This window comes from Streptomyces sp. NPDC021224 (genome assembly GCF_044332905.1).
GTDB lineage: Bacteria > Actinomycetota > Actinomycetes > Streptomycetales > Streptomycetaceae > Actinacidiphila.
The window spans coordinates 77118-93525 of the sequence record NZ_JBIRPW010000023.1 but is presented as its reverse complement, the minus strand read 5'-3'; the positions used below and the strand labels follow the sequence as shown (position 1 = coordinate 93525).

The following is a 16408-nucleotide window of genomic DNA, read 5'->3' as shown; positions in this document are numbered from 1 at the left end:
GGGTCAGCCGGACGGCGGCGGCTCGGTGGGCGTCGGGGACTCCGTGGGAGGGGCGGTGCTCGGCGGCGGGGTGCTCTCGGACGGGGTCGGGGTGGGTGTCGCGGACGTCGGCGGGGCGGACGTGGGAGGCGCGGACGTCGGGGGCGGCGGGGCCGAGCGGCGGGTGGTGCCGTGCAGGATGACGGTGGCGTTCGCCGGGGCGAAGGCCACGCTCGCCGTCCAGCTGCCGCGCGGGGCGAGCGTGTGGACGACGGTGACGGACACGGTCGCCGACTCTCCCGGGTGCAGCACCCCGGAGACCGCCGAGAGCCGCAGCCAGCGTGCCGTCGTGGTGGCCGACCACCGCACGTCGCCGCCGCCGCTCGCGGTGAGCGTCACGAGGGTGCCGCCGGGGGCCGGGGCGGCGGTGACGTCGAGGTGGCCCGCGCCCGCGGGGGCGGACGCCGTCGCGGAGGGGGTGACGGTCACGGCCGTGACGTCCGCGGCGGGCGACGCGTCCGCGGGCGCGCTGGTGCCGGGCTGCGGCGCGGAGGGCCCGGGGCGGGAGGAGCCCGCCTTCTCGTACGGAAGACCCGCGTCGGGGGCGCCCGCCGCCGTACGGCCGTGCGTGTCGTCGCCGCCGAGCGGGGTCGCGCGGTAGGCCGCCCACACCGCCAGGACGGGCGCGGCCACGACCGCCGCGACGACCGTCGTCGTCATCGCCCGGTGTCGCAGCTGCGCCCGGCGCGCCGCCTGGTCCCGCAGGTCGCGGGGGAAGCCGCGCCGGTCGAAGCGCGGGGTGACCTCGCGGCTGCGGCCCGCGCCGGTCTCCATGGCGTGCAGCAGCGCCGCGCAGGACGCCGCCCGCGGCGCCTCGATGAGAGCGAGCACCGCGGTGGCGCCCCCGGCGCCCGGCCAAGGTCCCGCGGCGACCGTGCGCTCGGCCGTACGGCGGCACAGCGTGCACTCGTCGACATGCCGCACCAGCTCGTCGCGCAGCGCCGGGCCGAGCAGCACCCGGTTGTCCCCGGCGAGCTGCGCGAGCGCCGCGCACCGCCCGCTGTCGACGACCGCGAGCGCCGCCCGCGTCCGCTCCACCTCGCACGCCGCCCGCGCCAGCAGCCCGCGCGCCGCGTCCGTCTCCAGCCCCAGCACGGCGGCCACCTCGTGCGGCGCGAGCTGGTGGCGTACGGCCAGTTCCAGCGCCTCGCGCTGCTCGGGTGTCGTGCCCGCCGCCTCCGGCCAGGCCAGCGCCGCGAGCTGGGCGCCGCGCTGCGCGGCGATGTCGGCGGCCGCCCGTACCGGCGCCACCGGCTTGCCCGCGGCCAGCCGCCGCAGGCACGACCAGCGCGCGAGCGCGTACAGCCACGGCCTGCGCAGCGCGGGGTCGCGCAGCCGCGCCCGCTGCCGCTCGGCGAGCGCGAGCACCTCCCCGAGCGCGCCCGCGGCGGCGTCGTGCTCGCACAGCACGGACAGGCAGTACGTGAACAGGCCGTTGAGGTACGGCTCGTAGTGCCCCGGCGGCACTATGGGCAGCGTCCCCTGCGGCCGCACCGCCGCGCTCCTCCCCCGGTGCCGCGCGGGCTCGCCTCCGTGACCGGACGCCTCGCGCGCGGCCGCACCACGGGTGAACGCCGCGGTCCGCGGCCTGCGGTGCGCCCCGGTGGGGTGGCTCTGCGCGGAGGGCGTGGGGGTGGGGGTCTCCTGCCTGCTCATCACCGGCTGACGGTAGGCCCGCGGACGCGTCCCGTTCAGCCGTCCTCGCGGCGGTTAACCCTTACGGGGGTGGCGTCCGCCCGTTAGGGGCTCCCGGCGCCCCCCGTCCGGGTGAATTCCGCCCGCGGGGCGTGACGTCCCCGGCCCCGCCCTCCCCGCGCCCCGGCCTCCGGCCGGAGGGGGACGGTGCCGGGGTGCCCCGCAGCACCACCGCAGGAGGCGGGCGCACGCGCGTTCCGGGCGGGTGCCCCGCGGCGCCCCCCGGCCCGGCCACGGGCCGCACCGGCCGACCGGCGGGCGGGAACCGCCCTGTCACACCCGCCCGCTACGGTGGCCGCATGGCCACCCGCAAGCCCGCTTCCAAGGACCGACCCTCCTACCGCTGCACCGAATGCGGCTGGACGACCGTCAAATGGCTCGGCCGCTGCGGCGAGTGCCAGGCGTGGGGCACGGTCGAGGAGTTCGGCGGCGCGCCCGCCGTGCGCACGACGGCGCCCGGCCGGGTCAGCTCCCCCGCGCGCCCGATCGGCCAGGTCGACGGCCGCCAGGCCACCGCGCGGTCGACCGGTGTGCCGGAGCTGGACCGGGTGCTGGGCGGCGGTCTGGTCCCCGGCGCGGTGGTGCTGCTCGCGGGCGAGCCCGGCGTGGGGAAGTCGACGCTGCTGCTGGACGTCGCGGCGAAGGCGTCCGGCGAGCGCAGCCCGGTGCTGTACGTGACGGGTGAGGAGTCGGCGTCGCAGGTGCGGCTGCGGGCGGACCGGATCGGGGCGCTCGCCGACCACCTCTACCTGGCGGCGGAGACGGATCTGTCCGCGGTGCTGGGGCACCTGGACGACGTGAAGCCGTCGCTGCTCGTCCTGGACTCCGTCCAGACCGTCGCGTCGCCGGAGATCGACGGCGCCCCCGGCGGGGTCGCGCAGATCCGCGAGGTGGCGGGCGCGCTCATCAGGGCGTCGAAGGAGCGGGGCATGGCCACGCTGCTGGTCGGCCATGTCACGAAGGACGGCACGATCGCCGGGCCGCGCCTGCTGGAGCACCTGGTGGACGTGGTGCTGAGCTTCGAGGGCGACCGGCACGCCCGGCTGCGCCTGGTCCGCGGGGTGAAGAACCGCTACGGGGCGACGGACGAGGTCGGCTGCTTTGAACTGCACGACGAGGGGATCACCGGGCTCGCCGACCCGTCGGGCCTGTTCCTGACCCGGCGTGACGAGCCTGTGCCGGGCACCTGCCTGACGGTGACGCTGGAGGGCAAGCGCCCGCTCGTCGCGGAGGTGCAGGCGCTCACCGTGGACACGCAGATCCCCTCGCCTCGCCGTACGACGTCCGGGCTGGAGAATTCGCGGGTGTCGATGATGCTCGCGGTGCTCGAACAGCGCGGCAGGATCAAGGCGATCGGCAAGCAGGACATCTACACCGCGACGGTCGGCGGGGTGAAGCTCACGGAGCCGGCCGCCGACCTGGCGGTGGCGCTCGCGCTGGCCAGCGCGGCGATCGACACCCCGCTGCCGAAGAACGTGGTGGCGATCGGCGAGGTGGGCCTGGCGGGCGAGGTGCGCCGGGTCACCGGGGTGCAGCGGCGGCTCGCGGAGGCGGCGCGGCTGGGCTTCACGCACGCGCTGGTGCCGGCCGACCCGGGCAAGGTGCCTGCGGGGATGCGCGTCATCGAGGTCTCCGACATAGGCGAGGCCCTGCGCGCGCTGCCCGCCCGCAGGCCCCGCGGCGGCGACCGCGCCCCGTCCTGACGGGGCCGCCCCGCGGGCGTGCCGGGGCGGTGCGGGCGGCAGGGGACGGGGTACGGCCCCCGCGGGGCGCGGGCCGGTGATCGGCGGTGCCCGGCGCGGACGACGTAAACTCAGTCCAAACCGCACCGACCGGAGGAACGCAGTGGCAGCCAACGACCGGGCAGGCTCCGCCCCGGCCCGCAAGGCAGCGGCGGAATCCGCCGGCAGGTCCGGCGGCGGAGCGGACGGCGTCGCGCTCATGCGCGCCTCGCTGAGCGCCGTCGCCCCCGGCACGGCGCTGCGCGACGGCCTGGAGCGCATCGTGCGCGGCAACACCGGCGGCCTGATCGTGCTGGGCATGGACAAGACGGTGGATTCGCTGTGCACGGGCGGCTTCGTGCTGGACGTGGAGTTCACCGCGACGCGGCTGCGTGAACTGTGCAAGCTCGACGGCGCGCTGATCCTCGACAAGGACATCACCAAGATCCTGCGCGCGGGTGTGCAGCTCGTACCGGATCCGACGATCCCGACCGAGGAGACCGGCACCCGGCACCGCACCGCCGACCGGGTCAGCAAGCAGGTCAACTTCCCCGTGGTGTCGGTGAGTCAGTCGATGCGGCTGATCGCGCTGTACGTCGACGGCCAGCGCCGGGTGCTGGAGGACTCCGCGGCGATCCTGTCCCGCGCGAACCAGGCGCTGGCGACGCTGGAGCGCTACAAGCTGCGGCTGGACGAGGTCGCGGGCACGCTGTCGGCGCTGGAGATCGAGGACCTGGTCACGGTCCGGGACGTCACGTCGGTGGCGCAGCGGCTGGAGATGGTCCGCCGGATCGCCACCGAGATCGCCGAGTACGTGGTGGAGCTGGGCACCGACGGCCGCCTGCTGGCCCTCCAGCTCGACGAGCTGATCGCAGGCGTGGAGCCCGAACGCGAGCTGGTCGCCCGCGACTACGTGCCCGAGCCGACCGCCAAGCGCAGCCGCACGGTGGCCGAGGCCCTCGCCGAACTCGACGGCCTCCCGCAGAACGAGCTGATCGAACTCACCTCCGTGGCCCGCGCGTTGGGCTACACCGGCTCCCCCGAGTCGCTGGACTCCGCGGTCTCCCCCCGCGGTTACCGCCTCCTGGCGAAGGTCCCCCGCCTCCCGAACGCCGTGATAGAGCGCCTGGTCGACCACTTCGGCGGCCTCCAGAAGCTGCTGGCCGCCAGCGTCGACGACCTCCAGGCCGTCGAGGGCGTCGGCGAGGCCCGCGCCCGCTCGGTCCGCGAGGGCCTGTCCCGCCTCGCGGAGTCCTCGATCCTGGAGCGGTACGTCTGACGCCCCGGCCCCCGCGCCGGGCAGGCCAGCCTCCCGGCCGGTAGGCGGCGAGGAAGGCCCGTACCCCGTCGTCGGCGGTCCGCCTCAGCGCGGCGGGTGAGGGCAGTTCGCCCTAAGGGGCCGCGGGGCGGGTCTAGTTGGCCGACAGTGAGAACGACCGCTGCTTGACGCCGAAGCCCGGGACGGTGACCTGGGCCAGGTAGTTGCCCGGGGCGGCCGCGGTGCCCTTGGGGGACTTGCAGGCGGGGGAGCTGGTCTTGCCGGTCCAGCGGACGGTGTAGGCGGCGGAGCTGTGGGCGGGGACCTTGATCAGGTAGGGGGACTTGCTCGGCGGGCAGTCGGCGGAGGACCAGACGTGGGTGTTGTCGGGGTCCTTCGTGACGGCGAGGACGGCGGAGACCGCGCTGACGTCCAGTTTGCAGTCGGCGGCGCCGCTGTTGGCCGCGCGCAGGGTGAACGCCGGGTACTGGCCCACCGGGTACTGGTTCTGGTCGGTGGTGAGGGACAACGCCACCGTGCCGGAGGTGCAGTTGGGGAGGGAGGAGCCGGCCGGGACCTGGACGGCCGTACCGCCCGGACCGCCGTTGCCGCCGCCGCTGTCGGTGGTGCCGCTGCCCGGATCCGTACCGGCGGACGACGCGCCCGCGTCCGTACCGTCACCGGAGCCCGCCGTGTCGCCCGCGGTGTCACCGGCCGTGTCGCCCGAACCGGCGGTGTCGCCCGCGGAGTTGCCGCCGTCGGTGTCGGACGGGGCGGTGTCGCGGCCGCCGGGGCGGCCGCCGATGTGGGTGCCGGACGGGGTGGGGCCCGCGGTGATCGTGCCGACCGGGGTGTGCGAACCGGTGGGCGCGGACGTGCCCTTGCCGTCGCCACCACCACCACCGCGTGTCACGGCCCAGAGCACGAGCGCGGCGATCACCACCACCGCGGCGGACATGGCGACTCGCCGCCGCCAGTAGATGGACGACGGAAGAGGTCCCACGGGATTGCGCAACGAGCCCACACCCGAACTCTAGGGGAGATCACCCGTGTGCCGTCGCAACACCCGCCGCTCGGTGGCCGCTCTTTGCGGATGATCACGTTTACGTTCCCGGGCGGTCGCTGTCAGTGGCATGTGCGAGGATCGCCATGCCATGAGCACAGACCTGCACGACACCCCCGAGTCCGCCGCAACCCCCACATCCCCGGCAGCGCCGCAGCACCGCCCGAGACCGGAGGTGCCGGGCCTCACGCCCGCCGCCGTCGCATCGCTGCACGAGCTGGTCGTGGACTGGTTCGACGACAACGCCCGCGACCTGCCCTGGCGCCGTCCCGACGCGGGCGCCTGGTCGGTCATGGTCAGCGAGTTCATGCTCCAGCAGACCCCGGTCGCGCGCGTCCTGCCCGTCCACGCCGAATGGCTCGCCCGCTGGCCGCGTCCCGCCGATCTGGCCGCCGAGTCCCCCGGCGAGGCCGTCCGCGCGTGGGGCCGTCTCGGCTATCCCCGCCGGGCGCTGCGCCTGCACGGCGCCGCCGCCGCCATAGCGCACCGGCACGGCGGGGAGGTCCCCCGTCTGCACGCGGAGTTGCTCGCCCTGCCGGGCGTCGGGGAGTACACCGCGGCCGCCGTCGCCTCCTTCGCGTACGGCCAGCGGCACATCGTCCTCGACACCAACGTCCGGCGGGTGTTCGCGCGCGTCGTCACCGGCGTCGAGCACCCGCCCAACGCCACGACGGCCGCGGAGCGGCGCACGGCCGCCGCGCTGCTGCCCTCCGACGAGGCCACCGCCGCGCGGTGGGCGGCCGCGACGATGGAGCTGGGCGCCCTCGTCTGCACGGCCCGCTCCCCGCAGTGCGGGCGCTGCCCCGTCGCCGCCCTGTGCGCCTGGCGGCTCGCCGGGAGCCCGCCGCACGAGGGACCGCCGCGCCGCGGCCAGACGTACGCGGGCACGGACCGCCAGGTCCGCGGCCGTCTGCTCGCCGTCCTGCGGGCGTCGCCCGGCCCCGTCCCGCAGGCCGCCCTGGACGCGGTCTGGCACGAGCCCGTGCAGCGCGCCCGCGCGCTCGACGGGCTGGTCGCCGACGGCCTCGTCGAACCGCTGGCGAACGGCGTCTACCGCCTCCCCTCCTGACGCCGGGCCGGGCCGGGGGGCGTCGGACGGCACGGACGAACCCGTAACGTCCCCTTTCCTCCCCGCTGTTACACAACCGATGGGTCGCCGTGCGCCCGCCGTGCGCTCACGGTCGCGGAAGCCTGACATCCGCTGCCTACGTTCGTCCGCAAGGACAAGCAAGGGGCGGGAGAACACGATGGCGGCGACCGGCGCGGGCTCAGGCGCGGTACTGGACTTCGAGGAGTACGTCAGGACGCGGCAGGACGCCCTGCTGCGCAGCGCCCGCCGCCTCGTCCCGGACCCGATAGACGCGCAGGACCTGGTGCAGACCGCGCTGGTGCGCACCTTCCCCCGCTGGGACACGATCGCCGACAAGACGCTCGCCGACGCGTACATGCGCCGGGTCATGATCAACACCCGCACGGAGTGGTGGCGCAGCCGCAAGCTGGAGGAAGTGCCCACCGGGGAGCTGCCGGAATCCGTCGTCGACGACGGGACCGAGCAGCGCGCGGACCGTGAGATGCTGCTCGACGCCATCGCCGGACTCGCGCCCAAGCAGCGCCAGGTCGTCATGCTGCGGCACTACGGGCAGCTCACGACCGAGGAGACCGCCCGCGCGCTCGGCCTGTCGATCGGTACGGTCAAGAGCACGCTGCACCGGGCGCTGGCCCGGCTGCGGGACCACCTGGAGGACGGCGGCTACGGCTACCGCCACCGGCCGCGCCCGGGGGCGGGCACGAAGGCGGCGGAGGAGTTGACGGAGGCGATGTGCGTCGCGTGAGACACGCGAGTGCCGTGACGGCCGCGATGACCGCGCTGAGCAGCGCGTGCGTCGTGGTCTCCGGCTGCGGTGCGGCGGGGACGGGGGCCCGGAACGAGGGCCCGGCGCCCTCGCCGAGCACCCGCGCCGTCTCCACGCAGAGCGCGCCGCCCCTCGCGCTGGACAAGCACGCGCTGGCCACGATGGTCCGGCGGGACGACAGCGTGAGCCGGGACGTACGGGAGGACCTGGTGCCGTGCGGCCCGGCGCTGTCGGCCCGCAGGTCGGCGGCGGCGTCCGCCGGCGGAACGGACGGCGGAACGGACGACGACCCCGGGGACGGCTCGGGCGCGGGCGGAAGCGCGGGCGGGGACTCCGACCGCACTCCCCCCACCACGCCCCCCTCCGAGCCCCGCACCGGCCGCACCTTCCGCTCCACCGCCCCCTCCGACCCGTCCGGCCGGTCCGATCCGGCCGACCCGGCCGACCCGGCCGACCCGGCCGACGCGGACAGCTACCCCGTGACCGTCGACTCCGGCAACCTCACCGCCGGGGACGGCCCCGACCTCGTGGTCAACGTCACGACCTGCGGGAACGGCCTGGGAGTGGCCGCGTACGTCTACCGTATGGTGAAGGGGAAATACCAGAACGTCTTCGCCGACGAGCGGCCGCCGGTCTACGGCAGCGTCGAGGACGGGCAGCTGGAGATCACGCACGAGGTGTACGAGATGAACGACCCGCTGTCGTCGCCGGTCGGGCAGGAGTCGGTGACGTACGTGTGGCGCGGCGGCCGCTTCGTCCAGGTCTCGCGTGAGTACGCGGACTTCGGGGCGAAGACGCCGACCGTCGTGCCCGAGCCGACCTCGACCGACCCCGCGCCGCGCCCCGACTCCGACCCGCTCGACCCGGGCCTGCCCACCGCGGCCGCCACGCAGTCGGTGCCGCCCGCGCAGCCCGACGGCACCGGGGCGTCCACCGCGCCCACCGCGGCGGGCCGGTAGCCGCATGCTGTACCCCAACGGCCCGCACGTGCTGTTCGTCGAGGACGACGACGTGATCCGCGAGGCCACCACGCTCTCCCTGGAACGCGACGGCTTCCAGGTCACCGCCGCGCCCGACGGCGTCACCGGCCTGGACGCCTTCCGCGCCCGGCGGCCCGACCTCGCGCTGCTCGACGTCATGCTGCCGGGGCTGGACGGCGTCAGCCTGTGCCGGCAGATCCGCGACGAGTCGACCGTGCCGATCATCATGGTGTCCGCGCGGGCCGAGGCGATCGACGTCGTGCTCGGCCTGGAGGCGGGCGCCGACGACTACGTGACCAAGCCCTTCGACGGTGCCGTGCTCGTCGCCCGGATCCGCGCGGTGCTGCGCCGCTTCCGCGCCGCCCGGTCGGACGACCCGCCGCCCGACCCGGGCGCGCTGCTGTCCTTCGGGGACATCGTCATCGACCCGGAGGGCCTGGAGGTCACCCGGGACGGCGAGCGCATCGCCCTCACCCCGACCGAGCTGCGGCTGCTGCTGGAGTTCGCGGCCGCGCCCGGCACCGTACTGTCGCGCGACCGGCTGCTCGCGCGGGTGTGGGACTACGAGTGGGGCGGCGACACCCGCGTCGTGGACGTGCACGTGCAGCGCCTGCGCGCGAAGGTCGGGCAGGACCGGATCGAGACCGTGCGCGGCTTCGGCTACAAGCTGCGGGCCTGAGGCGCGCCCGCCGTGCCCCCGCGCCGCCCCGCCTCCGCCCGCCTGGTGCGCCGCTGCCGCGTGCTGGCCCGGCGGGTGCGCCGCCGGCTGCCCGGGATGACGCTGCGGTGGAAGCTGAGCGCGGCCATCGCGCTGGTGTCGGCGCTCGTCGTGGTCGCGCTGAGCCTGGTCGTGCACAACGCGGCGCGGGCCAGCATGATCAACGGCGCCCGGGACGTACAGGACGAGCGCGTGCAGTCCGCGCTGCGGATCTACGAGACGACGGGCAGGCTCGTCTTCTACGCCACGATCGACGACCCCCACCTGCCCGCGGAGCTGCGCACCTACGCGGACGACGGCCAGCGCGCCACGTACGTCCAGCGGACCCGGCACGGATTGCGGGTGTGGGCCGCGACACCCGCGGGCAACGGCCGGGTGCTCTCACTCAGGACCGGGATCACCGACCGCTACTCCGTCCTCACCGACCTCGACCGCACCCTCGTCATCGGCTCGGTGGCGGTGGTGCTGTGCGGTACGGCGCTCGGCGTGTTCGTCGGCGGCCGCATGTCGCGGCGGCTGCGGCGGGCGGCGCTCGCGGCCCGCAAGGCCGCCGACGGCGACACCAACGTGCGGGTGCGGGAGGCCATCGGCGGCGGCGGGCGGGACGAGACCGACGAGCTCGCCCGCGCGGTCGACGCGATGGCCGACGCCCTGCAACGGCGGCTGGAGGCCGAGCGCCGGGTGACCGCGGACATCGCGCACGAACTGCGCACCCCCCTCACGGGGTTGGTCACCGCTGCCGAACTCCTCCCGGCCGGGCGCCCGTCGGAGCTGGTACGCGACCGGGTGCACGCGCTGCGCACGCTCGTCGAGGACGTCCTGGAGGTCGCGCGGCTGGACGGCGCCGCCGAACGGGCCGACCTCCAGGAGGTCGTGCTGGGCGAGTTCGTCCGCCGCCGGGTGCCGGTGCTCGCGCCCGGGGCGCGCGTCACGGTGGTGGCGGACGCGGTGGTCCAGACCGACCCGCGACGGCTCGAACGCGTCCTCGGCAACCTGCTCGCGAACGCCGCCCGGCACGGCGCCGGGCCCGTCGACGTCCTGGTCGACGGCCCCTTCGTCCGCGTCCGCGATCACGGACCCGGCTTCCCCGCCGACCTGCTCCGCGACGGCCCCAGCCGCTTCCGCACCGGCTCCACCGACCGCTCCGGCGGCCACGGCCTGGGCCTGACGATAGCCACCGGCCAGGCCCGCGTCCTTGGTGCCCGCCTCACCTTCCGCAACGCGCCGCCCTCGGCGGGCGGCGGAGCGGTGGCGCAACTGCTGCTGCCGCGCTGAGGGGGGCCGCCCCGCCGGTCACTGCCCCGCTGAAGAGCGGACGGGCCCCCCGCCGTGGGGCCGCCCCACCCGTCACGCGCCCGGCGTCACCTCCAGCACCGCCTTGCCCGCGACGCGGCGGTCGAGCAGGGCCGCGGCCGCCTCCCGGACGCGCTCCCAGGGACCGCGCCAGCCGATCTGCGGGTCGAGGCGGCCCTCCCCCAGCAGCGCGGCGAGGTGGGCGAGGTCGGGGCCGAAGGGGGCGTCCGGGGTTCCCACCATGAAGACCTCCAGGCGTTTGGCGCCGCCCGCGCGCCGCGCCGTCTCCAGGTCCAGGGTGGAGGGCAGGCCCGAGGCCGAGCCGATGCTCTGGAGGCTGCCGCCCGGCTCCAGCAGGGCGAAGGCCTCGCCGAGGAGCGGCCCGCCGACGTTCTCCAGCACGCCGAAGACGGGCGCGGAGACGTCCGCGAGGCCCGTGACGACCTCCCGCGCGCCCAACTCCCGCAGGCCCGCACCGCGTTCCGGGCTGCCCACGGCGGCGACCACGTACGCGCCCGCGAGCGCGGCCAGTTGGACGGCGAAGCGCCCGACGCCGCCCGAGGCCCCCGTCACCAGCACCCGGCGCCCCACGACGGGCCCCAGCTGGCGCAGCGCGCGCAGCGCGGTGACCCCGGCGGCGGGCAGCGCCGCGGCCTCCGCGAAGCCGACGCCGTCCGGGAGGACGGCGAGATGCTCGGTGTCGGCGGCCCGCACCTGCGCCCAGGCGGCGCGCCCCCACCCGAACGTCACGACGCGGGCGCCGACGCCCGGCCCCGAACCGTCGGCCGCGGCCCGCCGCACCACCCCCGCGGCGTCCAGCCCCAGCACCGTGCCGGGCGGCGTGGCGGGGTCCAGGTGGGCGACGTCCGTGAAGTTGACGGACACCGCCCGCACCTCGACGAGCGCCTGCCCGTCCCCCGGCACCGGCTCCGGCGCCGTCCCCAGCGTGATGCCCTCGCCGTCGTACACCACCGCGCGCATGGCTCTCCCCGATCGTGCGACCGGCCCGCGGATCCGGGCCCCGTCCCGTCATCCTCAAGTGGCCTGTGCACGGTGGTCCAATACCCGCTGTCATAGCCGTCGGCTATCAAGGAGGGAGCGCCCGCACCCGCCTGGAGGCCCCGTGACCGACACCGCCCGCCCCGCCCCGCTCCCGCCCGCGCTCTCCGCGATGACGCTGCTCGCCGCGGCCGTCGTCGTCCACGACACCGCGACGGACCGCGTCCTGCTCCTGCGCCGCGGCGACGGGGCGAGGTTCGCCCCCGGGAAATGGGACCTCCCGTCCGGCAAGTGCGACCCGGGCGAGCCCGTCACGGCCACCGCCGTCCGCGAACTCCACGAGGAGACCGGCCTGGTGGTCGCCCCCGAGGCGCTGCGCCTCACGCACGTCGTCCACGGGGCGTGGGGCGTCCAGTCCCCCAACGGCTTCGTGACCGTCGTCTTCGCCACCACCACCTGGTCCGGGACGGCGGAGAACCGCGAGCCCGCCAAGCACTCCACGGTCGCCTGGACCCCGACGGCCGCCCTCCCCACCCCCTTCGTCCCCTCCTCCGCGACCGCCCTCACCTCCTACCTGGCGTCCGCTCCCCCGTCCGTCACGATCCGCGGCTGGGACTGACCGTCCCGGAGCCCCTGAAGCGCCGCACGAGCGGCCGCGACGAAGTCCTCACGCGCGGCCTTGAACGCCTTCCAGTCCGGCCGCGCCCCGGCGTCCCGGTGCAGCGCCGCCAGCCCGTCCAGCAGAACGCTGCCCTCCCGGACGGGCCCGACCCCCTCGACCTCGATCACCGCGAAGGCGCCACGCGTCACCGCGTACGCCCGATCCACGGCCGCGACGGCGGTGACCTCGTCGGCGTACCGCCCGTCCACGCGGAACCACGCGACGTGGGCTTCGGCATCGGCGGCGGCCAGAAAGGCGGCGTAGGCGTCACGCCGCGCCAGATACAGCACAGGGGAGTCGTCGAGCATGCGGCCACGCTAGGGCGCCGACGCCAGGCCCGTCAGCACCCCGTGCCCGAGACACCCGGGTTGTGGTAGCGCACGGATCGGCGCGGCGACAGGCGCGCGCTCTCGCCGGTCGGTTCGCAGGCCGCGTCCGGCGCGCAGACGGTCTGCGGGCTGCACGTGTCGAATGCCGGGTTGCACTCGGGCAGGCCGTCGGGCTCATGCGCACCGCGCTGCCGGGGAAAGCCGCTTCGAGTTCCGCCCGGGCCGCGCGCATGGCGATGCCGTCGTAGACGGCCTGAAGGCTCTGCTCGCGGACGTTCCCGAGGTTCATCCAGCGCGCGAAAACACACGGCCACATGTCTCCGTCGGGCGACACGGCGAACTTCGCCCGCCCGCACATGCCGCACAGCCGCCGCAGGTCCGGGTAAGCGCCGTCCGCGCCCCGGCCGAAGGGCCGGACCCGGTCCGTACGCACGTCACGGATACCGAGCTGGAGCAGATCCCGCTCCGCGTCCCCGGCCCGCTGGCCCCGCAGCACGTCGATGACGCTCCCGCGCAGCGCGACGCCGAGTTCGCGTGCCTTCTCGACGTTGGCCCGGGTCCTGGCGTGGGCGCCCCGCGCCTCCGTGACGTCGTCGTGGTCTGCGTCCCGATCGCTGTAGTAGCTGAACGCGACCCGCACACCGGGCAGCCGCAACACGTCCCACACCTCGGGCCGGATGTGGGTGAGGTTGCTGAAGACCTCGACGCGCATCGCCTTCCCGAGCGCGTGGCGCACAAAGCGCGGCAACTCCGGATGGAGTGTGGGCTCCCCGCCGATGAACTGGACGTCGCGGACGCCCATCGCGGCCAGCTCGTCGATCACGCGCAGCCAGTCGGCAGCGGACATGACGCCGTGCGTGCCCTGCGGGGAGGAATTGGCGTAGCAATGGCGGCAGGCGAGATTGCAGAAGCCGGTGATCTCCAGCCAGGCGAAGACCGGCCGCAGCGGAAGTGCTCTCATGCGTGGCTCCTACGGGCGCCAGGGGTCGGTGAGTTGGTAGCTGTGCGCACCGGGGTGGCCGTCGTACGCGCAGCACGCCTCGTCCGGCATGGCGGAGTCGACGGCGGGGCAGTCGGGAAGCACTTCGAGGCGGGGCGTGTCATCGGGCGACTCCCAACGGGCCCACACCGCACGGGTGCCGGGGCGTCGAGGTCCAGGACGTACGCGTGGTGGACGCCCGCCGTGTGCGTCTGGAGCACGCAGCGCAGGTCGTGCTCGGCGTGCGGCCCGAACGCGGCTGCTGTGGCGCGGGGTTCGCCGGTGAGCACGCGCCGCTCGCGGCAGACGGGGAGCGGAACGGGTGCGTAACCGCTCGGATCGGCGAGGACGGCCCAGGTGGTCTTGCCGTCCGGCCCCGGCGCCCACCCCCAGTCCGCGGCGAAGGCGGCCACCAGCGGGAGGCCGCGGCCCGTCTCGGCGTACGGGTCCGCGTCCGCGCGGAGCACCGGCGGTGCGGGCGAGCCGTCCCTCACCTCGACCACGACCCGGCCGCCACCCGCCCCGAGGACGACCTCGACTCTTGCGCCAGGCGCGTGCCGGAGCGCGTTACCGGCCAGCTCGCCCAGCACGAGCCCCACTCCGTCCGCACTCTCCGCGAGCCCCAGCCCGCCCAGCCAGTCCCCCACCTCCCGCCGGGCCCGCCCGACGTCCCCGAGACCGGGCCCGACGCCGAGCGTCATCCGATGGCGTACGGGTACGTCCGGGCACCCGCGCGGGGCGGGGGCGGTGGGGGTCCTGACGGTGGCCATGGGCGTTCTCCCTTCCGGCGTGGACCCGGGTCCCGGGCCCTTCCCGTCGAGAGAACCGGAGGCGCCCCGGCGAGCGCGCGGCCACCGGCATGTAAGAAGCATGTAATTCGCGCTTCGGATTCACCCCGTCCGGGAATCCAGCACCCGACGTGCCGCTTCACGAGCTACGTTCGGAACGTCCACCCGCTGTAGCGCCGGAGTCGCGATGGCCGCAGACGCCAAGCCCAATACCGTCATCCGCGAGGTGCGGGAACGCGAATTCCGCATGAGCCGCGACGAGTTCGCCCGCCTGGTCAACATGACGGCGACCGCCCTGAGCGAGAACACGGGCTGCACGGGGCGCCTCATCGCCGCCTGGGAACGCGGCGAGGTGACCACAGTTGGCGGGTGAGGTGTGGTTCGACGCCAATCGCTACACCGAGGCAGCACACTGCTACACCCTTGCGGCGGACGCGAGTAAAGAGGCGCGGAATCGGGATCTCTGGGCGTGCGGACTGGTCCGCCACTCCTTCGTGAGTATCTACTCACGCCGGTATGGCGAAGCCCTGCCGCTTCTGGACGCCGCGGAGACCCTTGCTCGCAACGGGGACAGCCAGCTCCCGACCCGGCACTGGGTCGCATCGGTACGGGCGCAAGTGCTCGCGGGGCTGGGCGACGCAGACGGGTGCAGCCGGGCCCTGGACGAAGCGGCTGCTGTACAGGAGAGTGCTACGGCCGCACCGGGCGGCTGGCTGCGCTTCACCGGCGACCGGCTTGCCGAGGAACGCGGCGCCGCGTACATGTCCCTGGGCCGGCTCGACCTGGCCGAGCATGCCTTGAGCGGGGCTCTTCAGGACTCGCTGTCTCCCCGTCGCCGCGGCGCCGTGCTCTCCGACCTTGCCGTCATCGGCGCACGCCGCAGAGATGTCGACCGGCTGGTCGGCTACGGCTCGGACGCTGCGGACCTCGCGCAACGCACGAGTTCGGGCTACATCGTCCGTAGATTTCACGGCCTGCAACCCCACCTCACACCGTTCCTTTCCGACTCGCGGGTCACCGAACTCCGCGATCGCCTCATCTCCTTGGGAGCCTGATCGTGACGAACGAACCCGGCCGCCGTTTCCGTGACGCCTGGATCGCCGGAGTCCGCAAGCACCATCCCGGGGAGCCGAAGCCCGGGTACGTCACGCCGTGGGAGGACACACCCGCGTGGGAGCGGGCCGCCGCGGGGGCTGTCGAAGGGCAGGTGGAGGCCTTTCTCGACGTCAGCGAGGGGCATGCGGGGAAGCTGAGCCGGGAGCAGAAAGGGCGGTTCGTCGCCACGTGCTGGATCGCGCAGATCCACCGGCTCATCGCGGATCCGAAGCCGGGTTACGTCGCCGACTGGGCCGAACTCCCCGACTGGCAGCGGGAGACGGACGCGGACATCTTCGAGGCGCTCGAAGCGCGGGGGTGACGCTCCGGCAGCACGGGGCCGACGAGGCGCGGGCGTTGGTCGAGGAGCTGGCCCGCGTCTGGACGGAGGCGCACCCGGAGTTCGGCGCGGTCGCGGACCGGCGTGGCGGGGAATTCCGGGCGCAGGTCCACGGGCACCTCCGGCACGCGGGGTTCGTCCTCACCGCCGCGTACGGCAGCGGCACGCTCGTCGGCTTCGGCTACGGCTTCCCGTGCTCCGCCGCATACTGGCACGGCGAGGAGCTGTTGCCGCGGATCCCGGCGGAAGCCCGCGACGGGCTGATGGGCGTGTGCGAGCTGGCCGTACACCCGGAGTGGCAGTCCCGCGGCATCGGCACCCGGCTCCACGAAGCCCTCATCGAGGCGGTCGCCCCGCAGTGGACCTCGCTGCTCGTCGATCCCGCCAACCATCGGGGGCGCGCCTTCTACGACCGGCTCGGCTACCGCTCCGCGGGCCCGTACCGGAACGGGGGCGAGACCTACGACCTGCTCATCGCCCGTGCGCACGGGAGCAGCTGAACGGTATGCCCCCCGGGCCCGGCCGCCGTATGCGTGAGGCCTGGGCCGCCGGAACCCGCAATCACCACCCGACGTCTTCGAGGCGCTCGAAGCACGG

General features: G+C 75.2%; 18 protein-coding genes. 12 read left to right on the top strand and 6 right to left on the bottom strand.

Features of this window, described 5'->3' with window-relative positions; genetic code table 11:
- Positions 1 to 3: 3 nt before the first annotated feature.
- Complete coding sequence (locus ACH4PY_RS34630) at positions 4 to 1695, bottom strand: hypothetical protein (RefSeq protein ID WP_398192342.1); 1692 nt, start codon at positions 1693 to 1695, stop codon at positions 4 to 6.
- 338 nt (positions 1696 to 2033) lie between these two features.
- Between ACH4PY_RS34630 and radA the strand changes: the two genes are divergently transcribed.
- The gene (gene radA / locus ACH4PY_RS34625; protein ID WP_398192305.1) at positions 2034 to 3437 is read left to right on the top strand and encodes a DNA repair protein RadA; all 1404 of its coding nucleotides are present in this window, start codon (positions 2034 to 2036) and stop codon (positions 3435 to 3437) included.
- Positions 3438 to 3579: 142 nt separating this feature from the next.
- Entirely contained in the window at positions 3580 to 4734 is a 1155-nt protein-coding gene (gene disA, locus ACH4PY_RS34620) for a DNA integrity scanning diadenylate cyclase DisA (protein ID WP_398192303.1), read from the top strand.
- A gap of 133 nt (positions 4735 to 4867) precedes the next feature.
- Here the strand turns inward: disA and ACH4PY_RS34615 are convergent, their stop codons facing one another.
- Positions 4868 to 5671: a hypothetical protein gene (locus tag ACH4PY_RS34615; RefSeq protein WP_398192301.1), complete on the bottom strand. Its 804-nt coding sequence runs from the start codon at positions 5669 to 5671 to the stop codon at positions 4868 to 4870.
- 196 nt (positions 5672 to 5867) lie between these two features.
- Here ACH4PY_RS34615 and ACH4PY_RS34610 point away from each other — a divergent pair, with 196 nt between their 5' ends.
- The 5 genes from ACH4PY_RS34610 (at position 5868) to ACH4PY_RS34590 (ending at position 10602) form a co-directional block, all read left to right on the top strand.
- Positions 5868 to 6845 (top strand): A/G-specific adenine glycosylase, encoded by a 978-nt coding sequence (locus ACH4PY_RS34610; RefSeq protein ID WP_398192299.1) that lies wholly within the window; start codon positions 5868 to 5870, stop codon positions 6843 to 6845.
- Between the two features lie 178 nt (positions 6846 to 7023).
- On the top strand, positions 7024 to 7608 hold the full coding sequence (locus ACH4PY_RS34605) for a SigE family RNA polymerase sigma factor (protein ID WP_398192297.1): 585 nt from the start codon (positions 7024 to 7026) through the stop codon (positions 7606 to 7608).
- Positions 7605 to 8588, top strand: coding sequence for a hypothetical protein (locus ACH4PY_RS34600; protein ID WP_398192295.1), 984 nt, complete (start codon positions 7605 to 7607; stop codon positions 8586 to 8588). The genes ACH4PY_RS34605 and ACH4PY_RS34600 overlap by 4 nt, the downstream gene beginning before the upstream one ends.
- Positions 8589 to 8592: 4 nt before the next feature.
- Positions 8593 to 9288: a two-component system response regulator CseB gene (cseB, locus tag ACH4PY_RS34595; protein WP_398192293.1), complete on the top strand. Its 696-nt coding sequence runs from the start codon at positions 8593 to 8595 to the stop codon at positions 9286 to 9288.
- Between the two features lie 96 nt (positions 9289 to 9384).
- Positions 9385 to 10602, top strand: coding sequence for a sensor histidine kinase (locus ACH4PY_RS34590; RefSeq protein ID WP_398192340.1), 1218 nt, complete (start codon positions 9385 to 9387; stop codon positions 10600 to 10602).
- A 72-nt stretch (positions 10603 to 10674) separates the two neighbouring features.
- Here ACH4PY_RS34590 and ACH4PY_RS34585 read toward each other — a convergent pair whose 3' ends face one another.
- Positions 10675 to 11601, bottom strand: coding sequence for a zinc-binding dehydrogenase (locus tag ACH4PY_RS34585; RefSeq protein ID WP_398192291.1), 927 nt, complete (start codon positions 11599 to 11601; stop codon positions 10675 to 10677).
- 190 nt (positions 11602 to 11791) lie between these two features.
- Here ACH4PY_RS34585 and ACH4PY_RS34580 point away from each other — a divergent pair, with 190 nt between their 5' ends.
- On the top strand, positions 11792 to 12238 hold the full coding sequence (locus ACH4PY_RS34580; protein WP_398192338.1) for an NUDIX domain-containing protein: 447 nt from the start codon (positions 11792 to 11794) through the stop codon (positions 12236 to 12238).
- Here ACH4PY_RS34580 and ACH4PY_RS34575 read toward each other — a convergent pair.
- From ACH4PY_RS34575 to ACH4PY_RS34565, 3 genes are read right to left on the bottom strand one after another with little or no spacing between them, the layout of a single operon-like run.
- On the bottom strand, positions 12190 to 12588 hold the full coding sequence (locus tag ACH4PY_RS34575; protein WP_398192289.1) for a hypothetical protein: 399 nt from the start codon (positions 12586 to 12588) through the stop codon (positions 12190 to 12192). The two genes, ACH4PY_RS34580 and ACH4PY_RS34575, sit on opposite strands and share 49 nt — an antisense overlap.
- Complete coding sequence (locus tag ACH4PY_RS34570; protein WP_398192287.1) at positions 12548 to 13570, bottom strand: radical SAM/SPASM domain-containing protein; 1023 nt, start codon at positions 13568 to 13570, stop codon at positions 12548 to 12550. Before ACH4PY_RS34570 ends, ACH4PY_RS34575 begins: the two co-directional genes overlap by 41 nt.
- The gene (locus tag ACH4PY_RS34565) at positions 13567 to 14358 is read right to left on the bottom strand and encodes an ATP-binding protein (RefSeq protein ID WP_398192285.1); all 792 of its coding nucleotides are present in this window, start codon (positions 14356 to 14358) and stop codon (positions 13567 to 13569) included. The genes ACH4PY_RS34570 and ACH4PY_RS34565 overlap by 4 nt, the downstream gene beginning before the upstream one ends.
- Positions 14359 to 14563: 205 nt before the next feature.
- Between ACH4PY_RS34565 and ACH4PY_RS34560 the strand changes: the two genes are divergently transcribed.
- Genes ACH4PY_RS34560 through ACH4PY_RS34545 form a run of 4 tightly spaced genes read left to right on the top strand, consistent with a single transcriptional unit; the run spans position 14564 to position 16311 of the window.
- Positions 14564 to 14749, top strand: coding sequence for a hypothetical protein (locus tag ACH4PY_RS34560; protein ID WP_398192283.1), 186 nt, complete (start codon positions 14564 to 14566; stop codon positions 14747 to 14749).
- Positions 14739 to 15431, top strand: a complete 693-nt coding sequence (locus tag ACH4PY_RS34555) for a transcriptional regulator (protein ID WP_398192281.1) — start codon at positions 14739 to 14741, stop codon at positions 15429 to 15431. Before ACH4PY_RS34560 ends, ACH4PY_RS34555 begins: the two co-directional genes overlap by 11 nt.
- A gap of 2 nt (positions 15432 to 15433) precedes the next feature.
- Positions 15434 to 15793 carry a hypothetical protein gene (locus ACH4PY_RS34550; RefSeq protein WP_398192279.1) on the top strand — a complete coding sequence of 120 codons (360 nt, stop codon included), beginning with the start codon at positions 15434 to 15436 and terminating at the stop codon, positions 15791 to 15793.
- The gene (locus tag ACH4PY_RS34545) at positions 15790 to 16311 is read left to right on the top strand and encodes a GNAT family N-acetyltransferase (protein ID WP_398192277.1); all 522 of its coding nucleotides are present in this window, start codon (positions 15790 to 15792) and stop codon (positions 16309 to 16311) included. The genes ACH4PY_RS34550 and ACH4PY_RS34545 overlap by 4 nt, the downstream gene beginning before the upstream one ends.
- Positions 16312 to 16408: the final 97 nt, after the last annotated feature.

Coding starts and splice junctions, on each gene's coding strand:
- cseB (WP_398192293.1), top strand. CDS start 8,593: ATGCTGTACCCCAACGGCCCGCACGTGCTGTTCGTCGAGGACGACGAC.
- ACH4PY_RS34570 (WP_398192287.1), bottom strand. CDS start 13,570: ATGAGAGCACTTCCGCTGCGGCCGGTCTTCGCCTGGCTGGAGATCACC.
- ACH4PY_RS34630 (WP_398192342.1), bottom strand. CDS start 1,695: ATGAGCAGGCAGGAGACCCCCACCCCCACGCCCTCCGCGCAGAGCCAC.
- ACH4PY_RS34585 (WP_398192291.1), bottom strand. CDS start 11,601: ATGCGCGCGGTGGTGTACGACGGCGAGGGCATCACGCTGGGGACGGCG.
- ACH4PY_RS34615 (WP_398192301.1), bottom strand. CDS start 5,671: ATGTCCGCCGCGGTGGTGGTGATCGCCGCGCTCGTGCTCTGGGCCGTG.
- ACH4PY_RS34560 (WP_398192283.1), top strand. CDS start 14,564: ATGGCCGCAGACGCCAAGCCCAATACCGTCATCCGCGAGGTGCGGGAA.
- ACH4PY_RS34575 (WP_398192289.1), bottom strand. CDS start 12,588: ATGCTCGACGACTCCCCTGTGCTGTATCTGGCGCGGCGTGACGCCTAC.
- radA (WP_398192305.1), top strand. CDS start 2,034: ATGGCCACCCGCAAGCCCGCTTCCAAGGACCGACCCTCCTACCGCTGC.
- ACH4PY_RS34605 (WP_398192297.1), top strand. CDS start 7,024: ATGGCGGCGACCGGCGCGGGCTCAGGCGCGGTACTGGACTTCGAGGAG.
- ACH4PY_RS34565 (WP_398192285.1), bottom strand. CDS start 14,358: ATGGCCACCGTCAGGACCCCCACCGCCCCCGCCCCGCGCGGGTGCCCG.
- ACH4PY_RS34590 (WP_398192340.1), top strand. CDS start 9,385: ATGACGCTGCGGTGGAAGCTGAGCGCGGCCATCGCGCTGGTGTCGGCG.
- ACH4PY_RS34610 (WP_398192299.1), top strand. CDS start 5,868: ATGAGCACAGACCTGCACGACACCCCCGAGTCCGCCGCAACCCCCACA.
- ACH4PY_RS34580 (WP_398192338.1), top strand. CDS start 11,792: ATGACGCTGCTCGCCGCGGCCGTCGTCGTCCACGACACCGCGACGGAC.